Origin of the sequence: Halorussus lipolyticus (assembly GCF_029338375.1) — an archaeon.
Lineage (GTDB): Archaea > Halobacteriota > Halobacteria > Halobacteriales > Haladaptataceae > Halorussus > Halorussus lipolyticus.
The window spans coordinates 795,847-814,387 of sequence record NZ_CP119804.1 but is presented as its reverse complement, the minus strand read 5'-3'; the positions used below and the strand labels follow the sequence as shown (position 1 = coordinate 814,387).

The window sequence follows — 18,541 nt, the reverse complement described above, 5'->3', positions numbered from 1 at the left end:
CAATGAACCGAGCAAACCGACGCCGAGAGACCCGAACCGACCGACGCAACCAGACCGACCGGCGCAACCGACGCAACCGGACCGGCCGACGAACCGACGATTCGACCGGGAAAACGATGGGCGAGGTCAGCCACACCCATCCCTATTCGGACAACGGTGCAGTCAACCGACCGTTCCAGCGCGGGCCAATCGTGGCCGCCGACGGAGGAGAACGGGAATCCTACGACGAGGACGCCGACGAGGAGCCGCCAGCGACCGAGAGCGCCGACGCCCGCGAGGAAGACGACGAGCGGGAAGGCGACCAGATGAAGGACGTGAACCACACGCCGCCCCACGGGGCGAGCGCCAACCCGGTCTTCGAGCGCGGTGGGAAAGAGGAACCAGTCGAGTCCGAGGAGTAAGCCCGCCGAAAGCGACGAGCGTATCGACTGCTTTTCCGGGCGTCGCGCCGACCACCGGCCGGTCCGGAGCGGCGCAGGAAGACACCTATACAATCGCGAGGGAAACACAGACAATGTTTAAAGAAATAGAAAGTACTGTACCAGCGACGAACGGGGACGAGAACGAGAGCGCGGGGCGGTCCGTATGAGCGAGGACACCCTCTACGACAAAGTGTGGGACCGCCACAAGGTGACGGAACTCCCGACCGGACAGGACCAACTGTTCGTGGGTCTCCACCTCGTCCACGAGGTCACGAGTCCCCAAGCGTTCGGGATGCTCCGCGAGCGAGGACTCGACGTGGCCTACCCCGAGCGCACCCACGCCACAGTGGACCACATCGTCCCGACCGAGGACCGAAATCGACCCTACGAAGGGCCAGCAGAGGAGATGATGGCCGAACTGGAGCAGAACGTCCGGGACGCCGGCATCGACTTCTCCAGTCCCGACACCGGGAATCAGGGCATCGTCCACGTCATCGGCCCGGAGCAGGGCCTGACCCAACCCGGCATGACCGTGGTCTGCGGCGATTCCCACACCTCGACCCACGGCGCGTTCGGTGCCCTCGCGTTCGGCATCGGCACCTCCCAGATTCGGGACGTGCTGGCGACCGGCACCGTGGCGATGGAGAAGAAGGACGTGCGCCGAATCCGCGTCACGGGCGAGTTGGGCGAGTGCGTCGAGGCCAAGGACGTGATTCTCGAAATCATCCGCCGACTCGGCACCGACGGCGGCGTCGGGTACGTCTACGAGTACGCCGGGGAAGCCATCGAAAACCTCGACGTGGAGGGTCGGATGAGCATCTGCAACATGTCCATCGAGGGCGGCGCGCGGGCCGGATACGTCAACCCCGACGAGACCACCTACGAGTGGCTGAGAGACACCGACGCCTTCCGCGACGACCCCGAGAAGTTCGAGAAGTTGAAGCCCTACTGGGAGTCCATCGCCTCCGACGCCGACGCCAAATTCGACGACGAGGTGGTCATTGACGGCGACGAACTCGAACCGATGGTGACGTGGGGCACCACGCCCGGACAGGGCGTCGGCGTCACCGAACCGATTCCCGACCCCGACGAACTCCCAGAGGACAAACAGGACACTGCCCGCCACGCCCAAGCCCACATGGGCGTCGAACCCGGCGAGACGATGGAAGGCTACCCCATCGACGTGGCTTTCCTCGGGTCCTGCACCAACGCCCGACTGCCCGACCTCCGGCGGTCTGCCCGACTCGTCGCCGGCCGCGAAGTCCACGACGATGTTCGCGCCATGGTGGTCCCCGGAAGCCAGCGCGTCAAGTCAGCGGCCGAGGAGGAAGGCCTCGACCGAATCTTCGAAGACGCCGGGTTCGACTGGCGCGGGGCCGGTTGCTCGATGTGCCTCGGGATGAACCCCGACCAACTGGAGGGCGACGAGGCCTGCGCCTCGTCCTCGAACCGGAACTTCGTCGGGCGACAGGGGAGCAAGGACGGCAAGACCGTGCTGATGAATCCCCGGATGGTCGCCGCCGCCGCAATCTGCGGCGAAGTCACCGACGCCCGCGAACTGGACGAGACGAAACTCGCCGACTCGGAGGTGGAAGCATGAGCGAGGAAATCGAGACGATTGAACACGTCTCGGGCACCGCCATTCCGGTCCGGGGCAACGACATCGACACCGACCAAATCATCCCCGCCCGGTTCATGAAGGTCGTGACCTTCGACGGACTGGGCCAGTTCGCCTTCCACGACCAGCGATTCACCGCGGACGACGAACCCAAGGACCACCCCTTCAACGACGAGCGATTCCGGGACGCCTCGGTTCTGGTCGTGAACGCCAACTTCGGGTGTGGCTCCTCCAGAGAACACGCTCCGCAAGCCCTCAAGCGGTGGGGTATCGACGCCGTGGTCGGCGAAAGCTTCGCCGAAATCTTCGCGGGCAACTGTCTCGCGCTCGGCATCCCGACAGTCACCGCCGACTCCGAGCAAATCGAGGCCCTCCAGAGCCACGTCGAGGAGAATCCCGAGGCCGAAATCTCGGTGGACGTGGCCGACCAAATCGTGAGCTACGACGACCGCGAAATCGACGCCACCGTGGACGACGCCCAGCGCAAGGCCCTCGTGGAAGGAGTCTGGGACACCACCGCCCTCCTGAAGTCGAACGCCGAGACAGTGGCCGAAACCGCCCGAAACCTGCCCTACGTCGAGGAGGTCCGGTAACATGAGCGAGAAGATTGCAGTGATTCCCGGCGACGGCATCGGCAAGGAGGTCGTTCCCGCGGCCAGAGAAGTGCTGGAAGCGGTCGCCCCCGACTTCGAGTTCGAGGAGGCCGACGCGGGCGACGCGGTGAAAGCCGAAACCGGCGACCCACTCCCCGACTCGACCCGCGAACTCGCTGAGAGCGCGGACGCCACCCTGTTCGGCGCGGCGGGCGAAACCGCGGCCGACGTCATCCTGCCCCTCCGCCGGGCGGTCGATTCGTTCGCCAACGTCCGACCGGTCCGGGCCTACCCCGGCGTGGACGCGCCGAACCCCGAGACGGACCTCGTTTTCGTCCGAGAGAACACCGAAGGGGTCTACGCCGGCCACGAGTCCGAGATTGCGCCCGGCGTGACCACGCTGACACGGGTCGTTACCAAGTCGGCATCCGAGGAAATCGCCCGTTACGGCTTTCGATACGCCGAAGAACGCGGATTAGGCGTGACAATCGCTCACAAGGCAAACGTGATGCGGACCACCGACGGCCTCTTTCTGGAAACCGCCGAGGAGGTCGCCGGCGAGTTCGACGTGCCCCACGACGACGCGCTGATGGACGCGCTGGCGATGCACCTCGTCCAGCGCCCCGGCGAGTACGACGTGGTGGTCTGTCCCAACCTCGCCGGAGACCTGCTGTCGGACCTGTCAGCGGGCCTCGTCGGTGGCCTCGGTCTCCTGCCGAGCGCGAACGTCGGCGACGAGCGCGCGCTGTTCGAGCCAGTTCACGGCACCGCGCCGGACATCGCCGGCGAGGGCGTCGCCAACCCGTCTGCGGCGATGCTCTCGTCCGCGATGCTCTTGGAGTACTTGGGCCACGACCACGCCGGCGAGCGCGTTCGCTCAGCGGTCGAAGCGACGCTGGAGTCCGGCCCGCACACGCCCGACCTCGGCGGCAACGCCACTACCCGAGACGTGACCGACGCGGTGCTGGCGGAGTTGTAGTACACGAAGAATCCACCGCGGCCCTTTCTACTGCGATACGTTCGCCGGAACGATACTCAAAGCGGTCGAAACCGTTATCGGAGCGGTTCTCGGCCGCCGATGAGATTGGTCGTGTCCACCTCGTCGGCCCGCGCCCCGCCTTTCTTGACCTCTGTCGCGGTCATACACTCCAGACAGCCGAAGACCTCGTTGTGGTTGTTCCCGAAGACGCGAGCGAAGTCCCGCGTGACGAAGGAGCCACAGCTCTGGCATCGGTTCTCGGCCATCGTGTCGTCGCCGTTGGTGAGTCGGTTGTCGGTCGTGGTCATGTCTGCGCGATAGATACACACAATCCTATCCACTTTGTTATCCAGTACCTACACCCCCGTAATCAACCATTAGCGGCCCCAGTAAGCGGTTGTTACGCCGTCTCCCACCGCCCGGTTTATTCCGAAAAGATACCCCTAATTTAAGGTAACGGGGTGAGAAAGTCAGGCTTCGTCCGATTTACTGGGTCACGTTACCGCACCACGTGCCCCTGTCGCTTAAGAGGTTCGCTGGCTTACGAGGAGACGATGCCGAAGATTCAACTCGACGAGGACACCATCGAGCGCCTCGACAGTCTCCGGGTGGAAGACGAGTCCTACGACGAAATCGTCACCGAACTCATCAACATCTACGAGGCCGAGGAGCGCACGCTGTTCCACGGCGGCGACTACAGCGGATAGGCCCGCCCGCTATCGGCGGGCCAGCACCGTCTCGCCCGCCCGGACCTTCCGGCCGCGTTCGACCGCCACGTCGTCGGGGTCGAACTCGGCGGGGAGAAGCACGTCGGCGCGACTCCCGAACGAGATGTGTCCCAGTCGCTCGCCCCGGCCGAGTTCGTCGCCGGGTTCGACGTAGGGGTGGATGCGCCGGGCGAACGCCCCGGCGATTAGCGTGACCACGTGGTCTGAAAACCGGATGTGAAGTTTCTCGTTGTTGTCCGACTCCTTGGAGAACGCCGGCCGGTGCTTGCCGGGTTCGTGTTCGACGGCCTCGATTTCCCCGCCGAGGGGCGCTCGGTTCACGTGAACGTCGGTGACGTTCATGAACACGCCGACCCGGACGCGCTCGTCGCCGTCGGGACCGGTCTCCTCGCGGACGACCGAGACCCGGCCGTCGGCGGGCGCGATGACGCCCGAACTGGCTACGTCGGGGGCCGGATTTCGGTCGGGGTCCCGGTGAAAGAGCAGGGCACCCACGGCGAGGAGAGGGCCTGCAACGCCCCATCGACGCGCCCACTTCTCGGACCGCGCGACGAGCGCAGACGGAATCGCCACCGCGAGCGCCAGCAGGGCGTAGCGCCACGCACCCGGCGTGAACCCGTCTCCGAGCCGCCAGCGCGAGGAGTCTTGTTTCTCCCCCATCAGTTTTCTGCGGCCTCGCGGACTCTGGCCCACTTGCCCTGCGATTCGAGGCGTTGCTGGAGTTCGTCGGCGTACTGCTGAGCGAGTCTGCTGGCGTCGTCGATGCGGTCTTGGTCCGCACCACCACCGCCGCCGCCGCCGAGGCCGAGCGCGTCCTTCACCGAGTCGAAGACGCCGCCGCCCTGCTTGCCGCCTCCGCCCCCGCCGCCAGCGCCGCCCGCCATCGAGTTCATCTGGTTCCGGATGTTCTCGAGTTCGGGCATCACCTGTTCGATTTTCGAGGTGTCGGCGACGATGCGGGCCTGTTCGGCGTCGCCGGGGTTTTCGATTTCGAACTCCACCGCGGTCATGATGAGTCCCCACTCCTGCCGGGAGAACTGCGAGTCAGTGACCTGCTGTGCGAACTCCTGATCGACGGCCATCCGGTCGCCGACGATGAGGTCCTGCCACGCTCGTTCGGTCATACCGGACACTTCGATTGGGGACCGTATCAGGGTTTTCCTGTCCGCTGGCCGGGATTCGGTCGCTTCGGCGTGGTCGGGTCGGTCGGACGAGAATTCCGCGCGGGCCTCGACGCCGGACGGGAGTGGTCGCAAGTCGGTATCGGATACTCGCAAAGCCTCCTCTTAGTTTATTAGAACTATATTTTTATAGTCTAAGGAAACAATAAAGTTTCTTTCTCGCCGAGGACGCCCCCGGCCGACCACCCACCAGCAAATGCTCGGCCGACCAGACCACGGGGTGGGATGAAGGGGTCGGTCACGCGAGCGGTGCGCGGCGCTCCGCGCCGCGACTGGCGAGCGGTGGAACCGCGAGCAAAGCGAGTGTGACCTCGGGAGTCGCAGTCCGCGCAGGAGCGAAGCGACGAGCAGAACCGTCTTCCGGTGCCCGGTCGCGGGCTTCAAGAAGACAACATAACTCCAGTTCTGCGGTTCGTGCTTAGACCAAATCCAAACCACTTCGCCACGCCTAACGACAAGGTTCATTTCCGCAGTTCCGCTACGTACACCCAGAATCGCAGACGACGAATGAACGACGAAACCCACCGAACCGACCGCCGACCCGACGAAAGCCCCACAGTCGTAACCTCTTTCGAGGAGTTCCGCCAAACCGCAGAAAGCGCACCCGAAGGAGCGCGGGTCCCGGTCGAGGTCCGAATCGAGGTCCCAGACCCCTTCCTCGCCTACCGCCGCGCCCGCGACGAGTCGGGCGGCGTCTACTTCGAGACCACCGGCGGGGAGTCCGGGTGGGGCTACTTCGGCGTCTCGCCGGTCGAGTGGCTTGAAGTCGAACCCGACGGGGTTCGGGACGTGGCCGACGAGACCCGAGGAGGCGACCAGCGAACGACCAGTTTCGACGCGCTCGAAGGTCTCCTCGACGGCGAGACGCTGGCCCGAGGACACTGCGACGTGCCCTACCCCTGCGGGGCGTTCGGATGGCTCTCCTACGACGTGGCCCGCGAACTCGAAGCCCTGCCCGACACCACCGCCGACGACCGGGGCCTGCCCCGATTGCAGTTCGGCGTCTACGACCTCGTGGCGGCGTGGGAGGAACCGTGGGACGAGAGCGCCACGCTCCGGATTACCGCCTGTCCGAGAGTCGAGGGCGACGACTCGCTCCGCGTGATTTACGACCGGGCCAAGAATCGCGCCCTCGACCTCGCCGACGAGGCCACGACCGGGGACTCCTCGGTGGGCGACCCGCCCGCAGACGGCGACACCGCCGAGTTCACCAGCCAATGCGGCCGCGAGGAGTACGCCGACCGGGTACGGAAGGTCAAAGAGTACGTCCGAGACGGCGACACCTTCCAAGCCAATATCTCCCAGCGACTGGTCGGCCCGGCCATCGTCCACTCGGTCGAGGTGTTCGAGGCCCTCCGCGAGGTCAACCCCGCGCCTTACTCCGGACTGTTGGAGTTCCCCGGCGTGGACCTCGTGAGTACGAGTCCCGAACTCCTGCTGGACGCCGACGGCCGGGACCTGCTGACCGAACCCATCGCGGGAACCCGGCCCCGAGGAGCGACCCCCGACGAGGACGCCGAACTCCGCGAGGCCTTGCTCGACAGCGAGAAGGAACACGCCGAACACGCGATGTTGGTCGATTTGGAGCGCAACGACCTCGGCAAGGTCGCCGAGTACGGGAGCGTCGAGGTCACCGACTACCGGCGCATCGACACCTATTCGGAGGTGATGCACACCGTCTCGGCGGTCGAAGGCCGACTCCGCGACGACGAGTCGATAGTCGACGCCATCGCCGGGATGTTCCCCGGCGGCACCATCACGGGCGCGCCCAAACCCCGGACGATGGAAATCATCGACGAGGTGGAAGACTACCGCAGAGGACCCTACACCGGGAGCATCGGCGTCCTCGGCTTCGACCGGAAGGCCACGATGAACATGACCATCCGGACCCTGACTCGCCACGAAGACCGGTTCTACCTCCGGGTCGGGGCCGGCATCGTCCACGACTCGGTGCCCGACGCCGAGTTCATCGAGACCCTCGACAAGGGCCGGGCGCTGGTCAACGCCATCGACACGGCGCTCGACACCGGGCGCGAACTGACGACCGCCGACTGGCCGACCCGCGACGACGTGGGGGAGAGGTAACGCCGCCATGATTCTGGTCATCGACAACTACGACTCGTTCGCCTACAACCTCGTCCAGTACGTCGGCGAGTTCGCCGACGAAATCGAAGTCCGGCGCAACGACGACATCGACGTTGCGGGCATCCGAAATCTCGACCCGGACGGAATCGTCGTCTCGCCGGGACCGGGAACCCCGGAAGACGCCGGCGTCTCTATCGACGTGTTCGCCGAGACCGAGTACCCCGCGCTCGGGGTCTGTCTCGGCCATCAGGCCCTCTGCGCCGCGGAGGGGATGGCGGTCGGCCACGCCCCCGACGTGGTTCACGGGAAGTCCTCGATGGTGCGCCACGACGGGAAGGGCCTGTTCGCGGACCTGCCCGACGAAATCGAGGTCGGGCGCTATCACTCGCTGGCCGCCACCGAAAACCTCCCGGCCACGCTGGTCGAGACGGCCCGGACCGCCGACGACCGCGAGGTCCTGATGGGCGTGCGCCACACCGAGAAGCCCCACTTCGGCGTCCAGTTCCACCCCGAGAGCATCCTCACGCCGACCGGCAAGCGGATGATAGAACGCTTCTGCGACGACATCGCAAATGAATCGTGATTTCAGGTAGACAGAATTAGGTTTCGAAGGCCCGTTCGCCCTTTCAGTCCGCCGAGGTAGCGGTTGCTTCACCGGGCGAAACCAGTCGCTGGACGTGCTTATCGAAACACCGTCAAAAATGAGAAGTTGCGAAAACCGGTTCAGAACGCGCCGGACTCGACGGTCACGTCGGCTTCGAGTTCGGCCTTCAGCGCGTCGTGGACCTTACAGAGTTGATTCGCGCGCGTGACCACCTCGTCGGCCTGCTCGTCGGTCAGGTCGGCCTCGGTCTTGACCGTGAACTGGACGGCTTCGAGTTTGTCGTCGTCGTTCAGGTCGCCGGTTACGTCGATTTCGATGCGACCGAGGTCGCCTACGTTGCGCTGTTCGGCACCGACGCGGAGCGCCGGGACGTAGCACGACCCGTAGGACGCCAGCAGGGTTTCGAGCGTGCCGGGACCCTCCTCGCCCGTGGCGTCGATGGTGACCTCGAAGTCGCTGGTCTCGTTTTCGGACTTGTACCCCTCGTCGGAGATAGTGGTGACTTGCTTCGTCATGCGCCCGGACGTTGCCCCGCCAGTGCCCTAAGACTTGCTCAAAGTCGAGACACATTTCGCCGGAGTCGCTCACAGTCCGGGCCGCCACCCTCGCAGGAAAGCGACCGCGAGGCCGCCCGCCGACAGGGCGAACGGGAGACTCGCGGTTCGCACGACCAGCACCGCGGCGGCCGCCCCCGCAGACGGCGCACCTGTCGTCGCAACGAGCGCCCCGACGAGGAGAACGTCGTACGCGCCGATGCTAGCCGGAATCGGGACCGCGCTGGCGACCTGCGGGAGAGGGACGATGGCGACGATGGGAAGCACGGCGACGTGGGTTCCGGTCCCGGCGAGTGCGACCCAGAGGGCGGTCGCGGTCAGAAGTTGTTCCAGCACGCCGCCGAGACCGATGAGCGCGACCAGTCGCGGTTCGGCCCGGAATCGGAGGATTCGGGTCCAGAACCGGTCGAGCGCGCTCTCGACAACCGACTGGTCGTGCGGAGTCTCCCGGTAGAGCGACGAGACGCGCGCGACGACCGGTCCGAGGACTGCTGTGAGACCCTTCGAGACCGTCTCGCGCGACCGGACTGCCAGACCGCCGACGACCGCGAGGCCGACCAGCGACCCGCCGAGCGAGACCACGAGGAATCTGGCCGCGGGCACGTCGAGAAGCAGGATGGCCGCCAGCACAGTCGAAACCAGCAGTTGGGTCCCCGACTTGACGTACTTGGCGACCGACCGGACCCCGAGGGCATCGCTGTAGGTCGTTCCGGTGGTGACGGCGAAGAAGCGGGCCATGATGGGTTCGGAACTCACCGGGCCGGCCGGACTCAGGGTGTCGAAGAAGTCCCCGGCGAACGCGAACTGGACGGATTCGCCGGGCGAGAGGCCTCGGCCGAGCGGTTTCACCGAGGCCCAGACCCCGATGCCGTCGGCGAGACCTTCGGCGACGACCAGCGCGACGACGACCGGAATCGCCCACGATGCGATGGCAGTCGCGCGTTCGACCACGCTGTCCACGCCGACGAACCAGAGGTAGGCCGCGAAGGCCCCGCCGCCGAGGACGACGCCGACGAGGAACCGGGCTACGCGGCGCATCGCTGACCCTCCTCCAGTGAGAGTGACTCAGTAGTCGCCGAGCGACGGGGACGCTCCATGCGAGTTGCACTCTCGGACGCCCGGTTTACGGTTTCTATGAGAACTATATTCTGCTATATATTTTCGGCGCGTCCGAAAAAAGGAACCGTCGGCGGGAGCGGACCTCAGTAGCCCAGTTCGTCGCCGAGGTCGAAGGACTCGTCGCCTTCGAGAATCTTCACTTCGGCGTCGCTTCCCGTGCCCTTGACCTCCTTGCGGAAGTCCTCGGGGTCCTGCTCGATCGGCGGGAAGGTGTCGTAGTGCATCGGGAGCGCGTAGTCGGCGTCCACCCAATCGACCGCGATGGCGGCCTGCATCGGTCCCATCGTGAAGTGGTCGCCGATTGGCACCGCGACAGCATCGGGTTCGAGGTACGGGCCGATGACCTCGCGCATCTCGGTCTGGAGCGAGGTGTCGCCGGCGTGGTAGAACGTCTGGCTGTCCTCGTCGCTGATTTGGGTCGGCTTGGTGTCGCTGACGACGAATCCGCCGGGCATCCCGCCGGAGGTGCCGTAGGAGGTATCCATCCCGTTGGTGTGGTCGGCCCGGACCATCGTGACGAAAGCGTCGTCGCACTCGACGGTCCCGCCGAGGTTCATCCCCATCCCGCCGACGGCCTCGAAGTCGCCGAACTCGTCGCGGCAGTACTCCACGACTTCGGGCGTGGCGACCAGTTCCGTGCCCTCGTAGCGGTCCACGTCGCCGATGTGGTCCGCGTGGCCGTGAGTCAGCAGGAGGTAGTCCGGGTCTAGCTCCTCGGGGTCGGTGTCCGTCTTCGGGTTGTCGAAGAACGGGTCGATGAGCAGGTCAGTGTCGCCGACCGCTACGTGCCACGTCGAGTGGCCGTACCAAGTGAGTTTCATGGACGGGCAGGACTACGCCCGTTTCGCACTTAAAGGATGTTGGCGTCGCGGAGAGTCACTCGCCTCGCCCGCGGTCGGACGCCGAGAGGCCCACCCCGCGACCCGACGAGCGCCCCAGTCCAGAAGCAGGCCGACCCCAATCACGGCGAGCGAGAATCCGCCGAACCGAGAACCGAAGCCAGACAATTCTGTAGTTAGTCTTAGAAAATAATATCAATTTTTTAAGTCAACTGCAGATATTCTTCTCCCCTTTCACGACACCAACGACATGACAACCCCTAAGTTTTAGGCCGACCTAACTCCGCCGACATGGAACTGACTCGTCGGGACGCGCTGGCCGCGGTGGCCGCGACCGGGGCGGCGGTCGGCACCGGCGCGATTCTCGGTGACGACCTCGCCAATCCATTCGCGGGAAACGCCTCCGAGGCCTCGCCCGAGGACCGCCTCGACACGCTCCTCTCGGTCGCGGATGTCGTCTACCCCGCCGAGGTCTCCGGCGTCGAGGAGTTCGTCCGGACCTACGTCCTCGGTCGAGTCGAGGACCGGCCCGCCTACCGCGAGGAGATGGTACAGGCGCTCTCGACGCTGGACGACTACGCCCGGACGTGGCACGACGACCTGTTCCGCGAACTCGACGCCGGGACCCGCGAGTCGGTGCTGGACCAGATGGGCGTGGACACCGCCGACCCGGACCCCGAGGGCGGCGACCCGGCGCGGGTCCGGTACTACCTCGTGAACGAACTCCTCTACGCGCTGTACTCCTCGCCCACGGGCGGGAAACTCGTCGGCATCGAGAACCCGCAGGGCCACCCCGGCGGGAGCGGTAGCTACCAGCGAGGGCCGCGAAAATGACCGAAACAGCAGACAGAACCCCGTCGGAGCGCGCCGACGTGTGCATCGTCGGGGCCGGTCCGGCGGGCGCGCTCTCGGCCCATCGACTCGCCCGGCGAGGCTACGACGTGGTGGTCCTCGAAGCGGGCGAGCGGTTCGACTTCGAGGACCGGAAAGCGCGAATGGAGCGAGACATCCGACCGGGCCACGGCCCGCTCTCGGTCTGGGAGATGGGCGGCCCGAGAGACCGGTTCTCCTCGGAAGGCGAATGGTTCTACCCGCTGAACGCCGCCCGCGTCAAGGGCGTCGGCGGGACCACGCTCCACTGGCAGGGGATGGTGATGCGCCTCCACGAGACGGATTTCCACTCGTGGCCAATCGAGTATTCGGACCTGCGGCCCTACTACGCCCGAGCAGAGGAGGCCCTCGGTGTCGCGGGCGCGGACGACAACCCCTACGCGCCGCCCCGCGAGCGACCCTTCCCGATGCCCGCCTTCCCGCCCTCCCACAGCGATTCCATCTTCGCGGAGGCCTGCGAGGACCTCGGCGTGACGATGCACTCGGTACCAAACGCCCGCAACTCCGAGGCCTACGACGACCGAAGCGCCTGCGTGGGGTACGGCACCTGCAAACCGGTCTGCCCCTCCGGCGCGAAGTACACCGCCGACCACCACGTCGAGAAGGCCGAATCGGAGGGCGCGCGCGTCATCGACCAAGCCCCGGTCCAGCGCCTCGAACACGACGACTCGGGCGAGCGCGTGACCGCCGCCGTCTACGCAACCCCCGACGGCGCGACCCATCGACAGGAGGCCCGCGAGTTCGTCCTCGCGGCGGGCGGCGTCGAGATTCCGCGCCTGCTTCTCCTCTCGGAGTCGTCGCAGTACCCCGACGGACTGGCGAACTCGTCGGGTGCGGTCGGTCGGTATTTCATGGACCACCTGTTCGCGGGCGTCGGCGGGACCGTGGACCGCGAGACCCGCCAGAACCACGTCGGGTTCATCACCAGCGAGTGCCACCAGTTCTACGACGACCCGACCCGAGGCACCGAGGGAAGCGACGGCGGGATTCCCGAGTGGACTGCCGAGGACGGGTCGGAACCCGCCCCGGACAGCATCAAACTGGAGTTCCTGAACTACGCCGGCCCCTCGCCGGTCGAGATGGCGCTGTCGGGCGACGAGTGGGGCGACGACCTGCTCGACACCCTGCGCGAGGGGTACGGCAACTCGATTGCGATGGGCGGACTGGTCGGCCAGCGTCCTCGGAAGGAAAATTGCATCACGCTGGACTCCTCGACCACCGACGACCACGGCAACCCGGTGCCCGAAATCCACTGGCGCGTGGACGACCGGACCAAGGCCTCGCTCCGGCGCGCGAACGAAATCCAGCGTGCCGTCATGGATGAGTTGGGCGCGGACGTGTCGTGGACCGTCGGCCCGGAGAACACCGGACCGGCGTTCCATCACATGGGCACGACCCGGATGGGGACCGACCCCGCCGAGAGCGTGGTGAATCCCCGACTCCGGACCCACGACCTGCGGAATCTGGCCATCGCGTCGAGTAGCGTCTTCCGAACCAGCGGTGCCCTGAACCCGACGCTCACCATCGCGGCGCTGGCGCTGAAGGCCACGGACCACGTGGAAGAGCGGTTGTGAGTCGAGTTTCGGTCGCAAGCCGTGGTCTGGGTTGGTCCTCGTCCCTCGCGCGTATGGGCGCAACGCACGAGCGCCGCGCTAACGCGCGCAGAGATTTTGAATATAGCACCTAGTCGGCCGAGGTTGGAGAAAAGATTTTGGCGTCAGTCGTCGTCCTCGTCCGAGGAGTCCCCGGCGTTTCTCGATTGGGGCGACTCGGGCGCGTCGGGGCGGTCCTCGCCGGTCGAGGACCCCGACTTGCGCCGACGCCAGAGGGCCACGACTCCGACGACCGGAATCCCGAACGCCAGCACGTAGGGGAGCGCGTAGGCCAGTCCGACCGCGAGGCCCCGCGTGACCACGACAACACCGTGGGCCGACGAGGCGAACGCCGACAGCAGGCCAGTCTCGTACCACGCCGACGGGGCGTCGTCGGTCGATTTCGTCTTCGGCGGGCGCTCCTCGAGGCGGACCGTCAGCGTCGAGTAGGCCACCTGCCGGTTCAGGGACTTGCGCTGTGCTTCGAGTTGCTCGATTTCCGACTGGACCTCAGAGAGGCGCTCTTGGACTTCGAGGACCGTCTCGGTGTCGTTGGCCTCGTCGTAGAGGGTCCGGAGTTTCTCGCGCTGGGCCTGCAGGTTCTTCAGTCTGGCCTCGATGTCCACCAGTTTCTTGGTAACGTCTCGGGTGCTGGTGCTGGCCTCCCGGACCTCTCCCGACTGCTTCGCCTGCGAGACCAGCGCCGAGAAGTTGTCCTTCGGGACTCGCAAGACGAGTTTCCCGGAACTCCACGACTGGTTGCCCCACGTATTGACCTGCTCGGTGGAGTCGCTGACGAACCCGCCGCGTCGCCGGGTCTCCCGCGAGAGGTTCCGACGGACAGCGTCGTAGTCGTCCACTTCGACCACGACTGTCCCGGTCCGAATCAGCGCGCGCTGACTCGCCTGAAAGTTCGCGCTCCCACCGCCCGCGCTGTCGGCGTTCGGACCGCCTTTCGAGGCGTCCTGTCTCTGTGCGCCCGTTTCTTCCGCTTTGTCGCCCGCGGTGGCGCTCATCGCGTCTCCGCCGCTACTGCCGGAACACCCGGCCAGCACGAGGAGGACCGCGAGCGCCACGGCGACCAGCAATCGTCGTCTCTCGCGTGCCATACAACCTACACGAAACCCGACTGATGTAAAACTGCGGATGGGTGAAACCCGCGTTTGAGTCACGCCTAAACCGGCGACAGGGGCCGGCCCAAAATCAGCCGGACCGCGGGACAGTTGCGCGCATCGAAGTCGAATTCGACGGCGATGCTAATGTGGAGTACACAAAGCTTACTTTACTACTCTAGAAATAGGGGTACTGATGATGTCATCCGTACTCACAGCGACATCTGAGGCCGGTGTCACGCTGTATACCGTGCCGATTGTCGGTATCGAACTGGGCCAGATGGAGGTCACCGCAGTCGGCATTCTCATGATTCTGTTACTCCTCATGGGGTCGGGGTTCTTCTCGTCGTCGGAGATTGCCATGTTCTCGCTCTCGCCCCACCAAATCGACGCGATGGTCGAGAAGGGAGAGCGGGGCGCGCGCGCAGTCAAATCGCTCAAAGACGACCCCCACCGCTTGCTCGTGACGATTCTCGTGGGGAACAACATGGTCAACATTACGATGTCGTCTATCTCGACCACTATCGTCGGGTTCTACTTCGACCCCGGCACGGCCGTCCTCGTCTCGTCGTTCGGTATCACGTCGATGGTCCTGCTGTTCGGCGAGAGCGCGCCCAAGTCCTACGCCGTCGAGAACACCGAACTGCACGCGCGGCGCGTCGCCCGAGGACTGAAAATCGTCGAGACAGTGCTGTGGCCGCTGATTACGCTGTTCCACTATCTGACGAGCGCCGTAAACAGGATTACCGGCGGCGACTCGTCCATCGAGTCGTCCTACGTCTCCCGTGACGAGATTCGGAACATGATTAAAACGGGCGAGCGCGAGGGCATCCTCAACGAGGAGGAACGCCAGATGCTCCAGCGCACCCTTCGGTTCACCGACGCCAGCGCCAAAGAGGTGATGACTCCTCGCCTCGACATGGCGGCCATCTCCAAAGACGCGACTGTCGAAGAGGGAATCAAAGAATGTATGCAGGCGGGGCATGCCCGTCTGCCGGTTTACGCGGGGTCGCTGGACAACGTTGTCGGCGTCTTCGACATCCGCGAACTGGAAGACGACAACTTCGACACCTTCGCCGACCGGACCGTCGAGGACGTAGTTAACCCGACGCTTCACATCCCGGAGTCCAAGAGCGTGGACGAACTCCTCTCTGAGATGCGCGAGAACCGGATGCACATGGTCATCGTCATCGACGAGTTCGGTGCCACCGAGGGCCTCATCACGATGGAGGACGTCCTCGAGGAAATCGTCGGCGAGATACTGGTCGGCGACGAGGAGCATCCAATCGAGTTCGTGGACGACACGGAAGTAGTGGTCCGGGGCGACGTCAACATAGACGAGGTGAACGAGGCCCTCGAAATCGACCTGCCCGAGGGCGAGGAGTTCGAGACCATCGCCGGGTTCCTGTTCAATCGCGCCGGTCGCCTCGTCGAGCAAGGCGAGGAGTTCGAGTACGAGAGCGTGATGTTCCGGGCCGAACAGGTCGAGGACACCCGCATTCAGAAGGTCCGAGTGACGGTCAACCGCGACACCCTTGACCCGGTTGAGGAGCAGTCGTCGGGAGGCAAAATCGACTGACGGGGTGTCTCAGCAGTCGGGACCACCCCCTCGACAGACAGGTGAAAACCATTAGAAGGCCGGGAAACGTAGTCCGTCGTATCGAGTCATGTACGAGGACATCCTCCTCCCGTTCGACGGTAGTGACGGTGCGGCCGAGGTACTCCATCACGCCGCCGAAATCGCCCATTGGGCCGACGCGACCATACACGTACTCTACGTTGCCGACACGACGCGCGATAGCGTCACCGTCGTCGAGGGAGAAACTGTCGATGCCCTCGTACAAGAGGGCGAAGACATCCTCGACGAGGCCGCAAAAACGTTGGACACGCTCGGGGTTTCCTACGACACCAACGTCGTGCAGGGGAATCCGGCCTCGACAATCGTGGAGTACGCCGAGGAGTACGACCAAGATTTGGTCGTGATGCCGACCCACGGCCGGGAGGGCGTCTCACGATACCTCATCGGCAGTGTCTCCGAGAAAGTCGTGCGCCTCTCGTCGGTCCCGGTACTCACGGTCCGCATGCAACCCGACGAGACGCTGAAATTCCCCTACGAGAACGTCCTCATTCCGACCGACGGGAGTGGCGCTTCGACCCACGCCGCCACTCATCTCGTGGAGTTCGCGGCGGCGCTCGATGCGACCGTTCACGTCCTCTCTGTCGTGGACGACACGACGCTCGGGGCGGACATCCGCTCGACGTCCGGGAAAGAGAACGAACAAGCCGCGACCGATGCTGTCGAGACTGTCATCTCGGAGGCCGAGTCCCGCGGAGTCACGAACACGGTTCGCCACGTCGAACACGGAACGCCGGTCGAGGAGATTCTCGATTACATCGACGCGAACGACATACAGGTCGTCGGGATGGGCACGACGGGCAGACGCGGCACCGACCGCATCCTGTTGGGGAGTGTCGCCGAAAAGACCGTGCGCTCGGCACCGGTCCCCGTCATGACCGTCGCGGAACGCGAATAACGCGGTCAGGCCGGTGGCTCACCGGAATTCGGGCAGAATCTCGTCGGCGTAGAGGTCGAACAGGGCTTCTTGGTCCGGACCGATTTGGTGGACGTACACGTGGTCGTAGCCCGCGTCGGTGAACTCCCGAATGCTGTCGATGTGGGCCTGCGGGTCCGGGTCGGTCAGGATGCTGTCGGCCTCGCGCACGTCCTCCTTCTCGACCATCTGGCAGGCCTGCTCGAAGAACTGCGGCGTCCCGAGTTCGGTGGCGAGTTGGCCCGGCAGGAGACTGTTGGGCCACCACTCGTAGGCGGTTTCGACCGCCTCGTCCTCGCTGTCGGCGTAGCAGACCGTGAGTTGGCTGAACTTCGGCCCCTCGCCGCCCTCGTCCTCGAAAGTCTGCACCACGTCCTGCGGACCGACCGACCAGAACCCGTCGCCCATCTCGGCGGCGTGGGCGGCGGTCTGGTCGCCGTAGGCCGAGACGCAAATCGGCGGGTCGTCGTCCGGGAGCGTGAACAGTTTCGCGTTCTCGACGGTGTAGTGGTCGCCGTGGTGGCTGACCATCTCGCCGGTCCAGAGCTTCCGAATCACCTCGACAGCCTCTTCGAGCATGTCGAGGCGGACGCTGTGGGAGGGCCACCGCTCGCCCGTGACGTGTTCGTTCAGGTTCTCGCCCGTGCCGACGCCGAAGTAGAACTGCTGTCCCGACTCCTCGAACATGTCGGCGACGGTGGCGGTGGCCTGCGCGAGGAGCGCCGGGTGGTAGCGGATAATCGGGCAGGTGACGCCCACGCCCACGTCGATTTCGTCGGTCGCAGACGCGACCCCGCCGAGGGTTGACCAGACGTAGGGCGCGTTCCCCTGCTGGCTGACCCACGGGTGGAAGTGGTCGGAGATGGAGGCGAAGTCGAAGCCGACCTCCTCGGCGCGCGTGGCGTGGTTCACGAGGTCCATCGGGCCGTGTTCTTCGCTGGAGAGGGTGTAACCGAGTTCGACCATGGAAGTGCCACGGTAGTAGTCGATAAGGGGGTTGTGGCCACTCGATGAGCAACTAGATGGATTGCTTAAGAAATCTATATATTTCTAAAGTAATTGTTTTTATTTCCAGAACGGGACGAAGCGGACCTCTCGGCGAACGACCCTCGTTCCACCGAAAAGCGTTTCAAATCGCTGTGAGATACACCGATTGACATGAGTCCGCCCAGTGATACCTCCTCCACTCTGCGAACGCTCGCCCAACTCACGCCCGATAGCCGTCGGTGGCGTCGGCGCGTCGCCGGACTCGCGGCGGTGGGGGGCGCGCTGTCGTTCTACGCGGCGTTCGCGGTCGCCTCTGGCGTCAAGAGTGGGTTAGTGTACGACCTCCTCATCGTTCTGTTCGCCTTCCTCACCCTGACTCTCCCGGCGATTGCGTCGGCGACCCTGCTCGCTCCCGACTCGGGTCTGCCCCGGACGAAGACGGCCCGAGCGGAAACGACCCGCACGGAGGCGTCCCGCGACGAAAACGCAATCGAGACGCTGAAAGCCCGATACGCCGCTGGCGAAATCGACCGCGAGGAGTTCGACCGACGCCTCGACGCTCTCGTGGGTGCATCCGGCGATACCAGCGGCGGTGCAGTCGAAGTCGAGACTCACACCGGGCGGGGTTCGGAACTCGACCGCGCCGGCCGATAAAAAGGAAGGTTCGGAGCGCGGTCCGCGGTCA

At 65.2% G+C, this 18,541-nt stretch carries 20 protein-coding genes; 12 read left to right on the top strand and 8 right to left on the bottom strand.

What is annotated here, in order from left to right; genetic code table 11:
* Positions 1-2: 2 nt before the first annotated feature.
* From P2T57_RS04130 to P2T57_RS04115, 4 genes are all read left to right on the top strand, one after another.
* Positions 3-401 (top strand): DUF7989 family protein, encoded by a 399-nt coding sequence (locus P2T57_RS04130; RefSeq protein WP_276301216.1) that lies wholly within the window; start codon positions 3-5, stop codon positions 399-401.
* 184 nt (positions 402-585) lie between these two features.
* Positions 586-2,022, top strand: coding sequence for a 3-isopropylmalate dehydratase large subunit (gene leuC, locus P2T57_RS04125; protein ID WP_276301215.1), 1,437 nt, complete (start codon positions 586-588; stop codon positions 2,020-2,022).
* Positions 2,019-2,633: a 3-isopropylmalate dehydratase small subunit gene (leuD, locus tag P2T57_RS04120; protein WP_276301214.1), complete on the top strand. Its 615-nt coding sequence runs from the start codon at positions 2,019-2,021 to the stop codon at positions 2,631-2,633. Before leuC ends, leuD begins: the two co-directional genes overlap by 4 nt.
* A 1-nt stretch (position 2,634) precedes the next feature.
* Positions 2,635-3,612 carry an isocitrate/isopropylmalate dehydrogenase family protein gene (locus tag P2T57_RS04115; RefSeq protein WP_276301213.1) on the top strand — a complete coding sequence of 326 codons (978 nt, stop codon included), beginning with the start codon at positions 2,635-2,637 and terminating at the stop codon, positions 3,610-3,612.
* 74 nt (positions 3,613-3,686) lie between these two features.
* Here P2T57_RS04115 and P2T57_RS04110 read toward each other — a convergent pair whose 3' ends face one another.
* Positions 3,687-3,920, bottom strand: a complete 234-nt coding sequence (locus P2T57_RS04110; RefSeq protein WP_115863977.1) for a DUF7563 family protein — start codon at positions 3,918-3,920, stop codon at positions 3,687-3,689.
* Positions 3,921-4,166: 246 nt separating this feature from the next.
* Here P2T57_RS04110 and P2T57_RS04105 point away from each other — a divergent pair, with 246 nt between their 5' ends.
* Positions 4,167-4,319, top strand: coding sequence for a DUF7557 family protein (locus P2T57_RS04105; RefSeq protein ID WP_276301212.1), 153 nt, complete (start codon positions 4,167-4,169; stop codon positions 4,317-4,319).
* A 9-nt stretch (positions 4,320-4,328) separates the two neighbouring features.
* Here P2T57_RS04105 and P2T57_RS04100 read toward each other — a convergent pair whose 3' ends face one another.
* A complete protein-coding gene (locus P2T57_RS04100; RefSeq protein ID WP_276301211.1) occupies positions 4,329-5,000 on the bottom strand; it encodes a protein sorting system archaetidylserine decarboxylase in 672 nt (223 codons plus the stop codon).
* Positions 5,000-5,464 carry a DUF5799 family protein gene (locus P2T57_RS04095; RefSeq protein WP_276301210.1) on the bottom strand — a complete coding sequence of 155 codons (465 nt, stop codon included), beginning with the start codon at positions 5,462-5,464 and terminating at the stop codon, positions 5,000-5,002. Before P2T57_RS04095 ends, P2T57_RS04100 begins: the two co-directional genes overlap by 1 nt.
* Before the next feature lie 564 nt (positions 5,465-6,028).
* Between P2T57_RS04095 and P2T57_RS04090 the strand changes: the two genes are divergently transcribed.
* Positions 6,029-7,606, top strand: coding sequence for an anthranilate synthase component I family protein (locus P2T57_RS04090; RefSeq protein WP_276301209.1), 1,578 nt, complete (start codon positions 6,029-6,031; stop codon positions 7,604-7,606).
* Positions 7,607-7,613: 7 nt separating this feature from the next.
* The gene (locus P2T57_RS04085; protein ID WP_276301208.1) at positions 7,614-8,189 is read left to right on the top strand and encodes an anthranilate synthase component II; all 576 of its coding nucleotides are present in this window, start codon (positions 7,614-7,616) and stop codon (positions 8,187-8,189) included.
* A 140-nt stretch (positions 8,190-8,329) separates the two neighbouring features.
* Here the strand turns inward: P2T57_RS04085 and P2T57_RS04080 are convergent, their stop codons facing one another.
* From P2T57_RS04080 to P2T57_RS04070, 3 genes are all read right to left on the bottom strand, one after another.
* Complete coding sequence (locus P2T57_RS04080) at positions 8,330-8,725, bottom strand: OsmC family protein (protein WP_276301207.1); 396 nt, start codon at positions 8,723-8,725, stop codon at positions 8,330-8,332.
* Between the two features lie 69 nt (positions 8,726-8,794).
* Complete coding sequence (locus P2T57_RS04075; RefSeq protein WP_276301206.1) at positions 8,795-9,802, bottom strand: lysylphosphatidylglycerol synthase transmembrane domain-containing protein; 1,008 nt, start codon at positions 9,800-9,802, stop codon at positions 8,795-8,797.
* Positions 9,803-9,966: 164 nt separating this feature from the next.
* Positions 9,967-10,704 carry a metal-dependent hydrolase gene (locus P2T57_RS04070; RefSeq protein WP_276301205.1) on the bottom strand — a complete coding sequence of 246 codons (738 nt, stop codon included), beginning with the start codon at positions 10,702-10,704 and terminating at the stop codon, positions 9,967-9,969.
* 309 nt (positions 10,705-11,013) lie between these two features.
* Here P2T57_RS04070 and P2T57_RS04065 point away from each other — a divergent pair, with 309 nt between their 5' ends.
* Positions 11,014-11,556 (top strand): gluconate 2-dehydrogenase subunit 3 family protein, encoded by a 543-nt coding sequence (locus P2T57_RS04065; protein WP_276301204.1) that lies wholly within the window; start codon positions 11,014-11,016, stop codon positions 11,554-11,556.
* The gene (locus P2T57_RS04060; protein ID WP_276301203.1) at positions 11,553-13,187 is read left to right on the top strand and encodes a GMC family oxidoreductase; all 1,635 of its coding nucleotides are present in this window, start codon (positions 11,553-11,555) and stop codon (positions 13,185-13,187) included. Before P2T57_RS04065 ends, P2T57_RS04060 begins: the two co-directional genes overlap by 4 nt.
* A 143-nt stretch (positions 13,188-13,330) precedes the next feature.
* On the opposite strand, the gene P2T57_RS04055 is transcribed toward P2T57_RS04060, so the two are convergent.
* Entirely contained in the window at positions 13,331-14,314 is a 984-nt protein-coding gene (locus P2T57_RS04055; RefSeq protein ID WP_276301202.1) for a DUF4349 domain-containing protein, read from the bottom strand.
* 199 nt (positions 14,315-14,513) lie between these two features.
* On the opposite strand from P2T57_RS04055, the gene P2T57_RS04050 reads away from it, so the two are divergent.
* Together P2T57_RS04050 and P2T57_RS04045 are read left to right on the top strand one after the other, a co-directional pair.
* Positions 14,514-15,896, top strand: a complete 1,383-nt coding sequence (locus tag P2T57_RS04050) for a hemolysin family protein (protein ID WP_276301201.1) — start codon at positions 14,514-14,516, stop codon at positions 15,894-15,896.
* A gap of 88 nt (positions 15,897-15,984) precedes the next feature.
* Positions 15,985-16,851, top strand: a complete 867-nt coding sequence (locus tag P2T57_RS04045) for a universal stress protein (RefSeq protein WP_276301200.1) — start codon at positions 15,985-15,987, stop codon at positions 16,849-16,851.
* Between the two features lie 18 nt (positions 16,852-16,869).
* Here P2T57_RS04045 and P2T57_RS04040 read toward each other — a convergent pair whose 3' ends face one another.
* Positions 16,870-17,835, bottom strand: coding sequence for a TIGR03557 family F420-dependent LLM class oxidoreductase (locus P2T57_RS04040; RefSeq protein WP_276301199.1), 966 nt, complete (start codon positions 17,833-17,835; stop codon positions 16,870-16,872).
* 192 nt (positions 17,836-18,027) lie between these two features.
* On the opposite strand from P2T57_RS04040, the gene P2T57_RS04035 reads away from it, so the two are divergent.
* Positions 18,028-18,510 (top strand): SHOCT domain-containing protein, encoded by a 483-nt coding sequence (locus tag P2T57_RS04035; protein WP_276301198.1) that lies wholly within the window; start codon positions 18,028-18,030, stop codon positions 18,508-18,510.
* Positions 18,511-18,541 lie beyond the last annotated feature (31 nt).

Excerpts from the sequence above, each read along its gene's own strand:
- P2T57_RS04050 (WP_276301201.1), top strand. The coding sequence starts at position 14,514 with ATGATGTCATCCGTACTCACAGCGACATCTGAGGCCGGTGTCACGCTG.
- P2T57_RS04115 (WP_276301213.1), top strand. The coding sequence starts at position 2,635 with ATGAGCGAGAAGATTGCAGTGATTCCCGGCGACGGCATCGGCAAGGAG.
- P2T57_RS04105 (WP_276301212.1), top strand. The coding sequence starts at position 4,167 with ATGCCGAAGATTCAACTCGACGAGGACACCATCGAGCGCCTCGACAGT.
- P2T57_RS04070 (WP_276301205.1), bottom strand. The coding sequence starts at position 10,704 with ATGAAACTCACTTGGTACGGCCACTCGACGTGGCACGTAGCGGTCGGC.
- P2T57_RS04045 (WP_276301200.1), top strand. The coding sequence starts at position 15,985 with ATGTACGAGGACATCCTCCTCCCGTTCGACGGTAGTGACGGTGCGGCC.
- P2T57_RS04060 (WP_276301203.1), top strand. The coding sequence starts at position 11,553 with ATGACCGAAACAGCAGACAGAACCCCGTCGGAGCGCGCCGACGTGTGC.
- P2T57_RS04110 (WP_115863977.1), bottom strand. The coding sequence starts at position 3,920 with ATGACCACGACCGACAACCGACTCACCAACGGCGACGACACGATGGCC.
- P2T57_RS04095 (WP_276301210.1), bottom strand. The coding sequence starts at position 5,464 with ATGACCGAACGAGCGTGGCAGGACCTCATCGTCGGCGACCGGATGGCC.
- P2T57_RS04065 (WP_276301204.1), top strand. The coding sequence starts at position 11,014 with ATGGAACTGACTCGTCGGGACGCGCTGGCCGCGGTGGCCGCGACCGGG.
- P2T57_RS04130 (WP_276301216.1), top strand. The coding sequence starts at position 3 with ATGAACCGAGCAAACCGACGCCGAGAGACCCGAACCGACCGACGCAAC.
- P2T57_RS04090 (WP_276301209.1), top strand. The coding sequence starts at position 6,029 with ATGAACGACGAAACCCACCGAACCGACCGCCGACCCGACGAAAGCCCC.
- P2T57_RS04040 (WP_276301199.1), bottom strand. The coding sequence starts at position 17,835 with ATGGTCGAACTCGGTTACACCCTCTCCAGCGAAGAACACGGCCCGATG.
- P2T57_RS04080 (WP_276301207.1), bottom strand. The coding sequence starts at position 8,725 with ATGACGAAGCAAGTCACCACTATCTCCGACGAGGGGTACAAGTCCGAA.
- leuD (WP_276301214.1), top strand. The coding sequence starts at position 2,019 with ATGAGCGAGGAAATCGAGACGATTGAACACGTCTCGGGCACCGCCATT.
- P2T57_RS04055 (WP_276301202.1), bottom strand. The coding sequence starts at position 14,314 with ATGGCACGCGAGAGACGACGATTGCTGGTCGCCGTGGCGCTCGCGGTC.
- P2T57_RS04075 (WP_276301206.1), bottom strand. The coding sequence starts at position 9,802 with ATGCGCCGCGTAGCCCGGTTCCTCGTCGGCGTCGTCCTCGGCGGCGGG.
- P2T57_RS04035 (WP_276301198.1), top strand. The coding sequence starts at position 18,028 with ATGAGTCCGCCCAGTGATACCTCCTCCACTCTGCGAACGCTCGCCCAA.
- P2T57_RS04100 (WP_276301211.1), bottom strand. The coding sequence starts at position 5,000 with ATGGGGGAGAAACAAGACTCCTCGCGCTGGCGGCTCGGAGACGGGTTC.
- P2T57_RS04085 (WP_276301208.1), top strand. The coding sequence starts at position 7,614 with ATGATTCTGGTCATCGACAACTACGACTCGTTCGCCTACAACCTCGTC.
- leuC (WP_276301215.1), top strand. The coding sequence starts at position 586 with ATGAGCGAGGACACCCTCTACGACAAAGTGTGGGACCGCCACAAGGTG.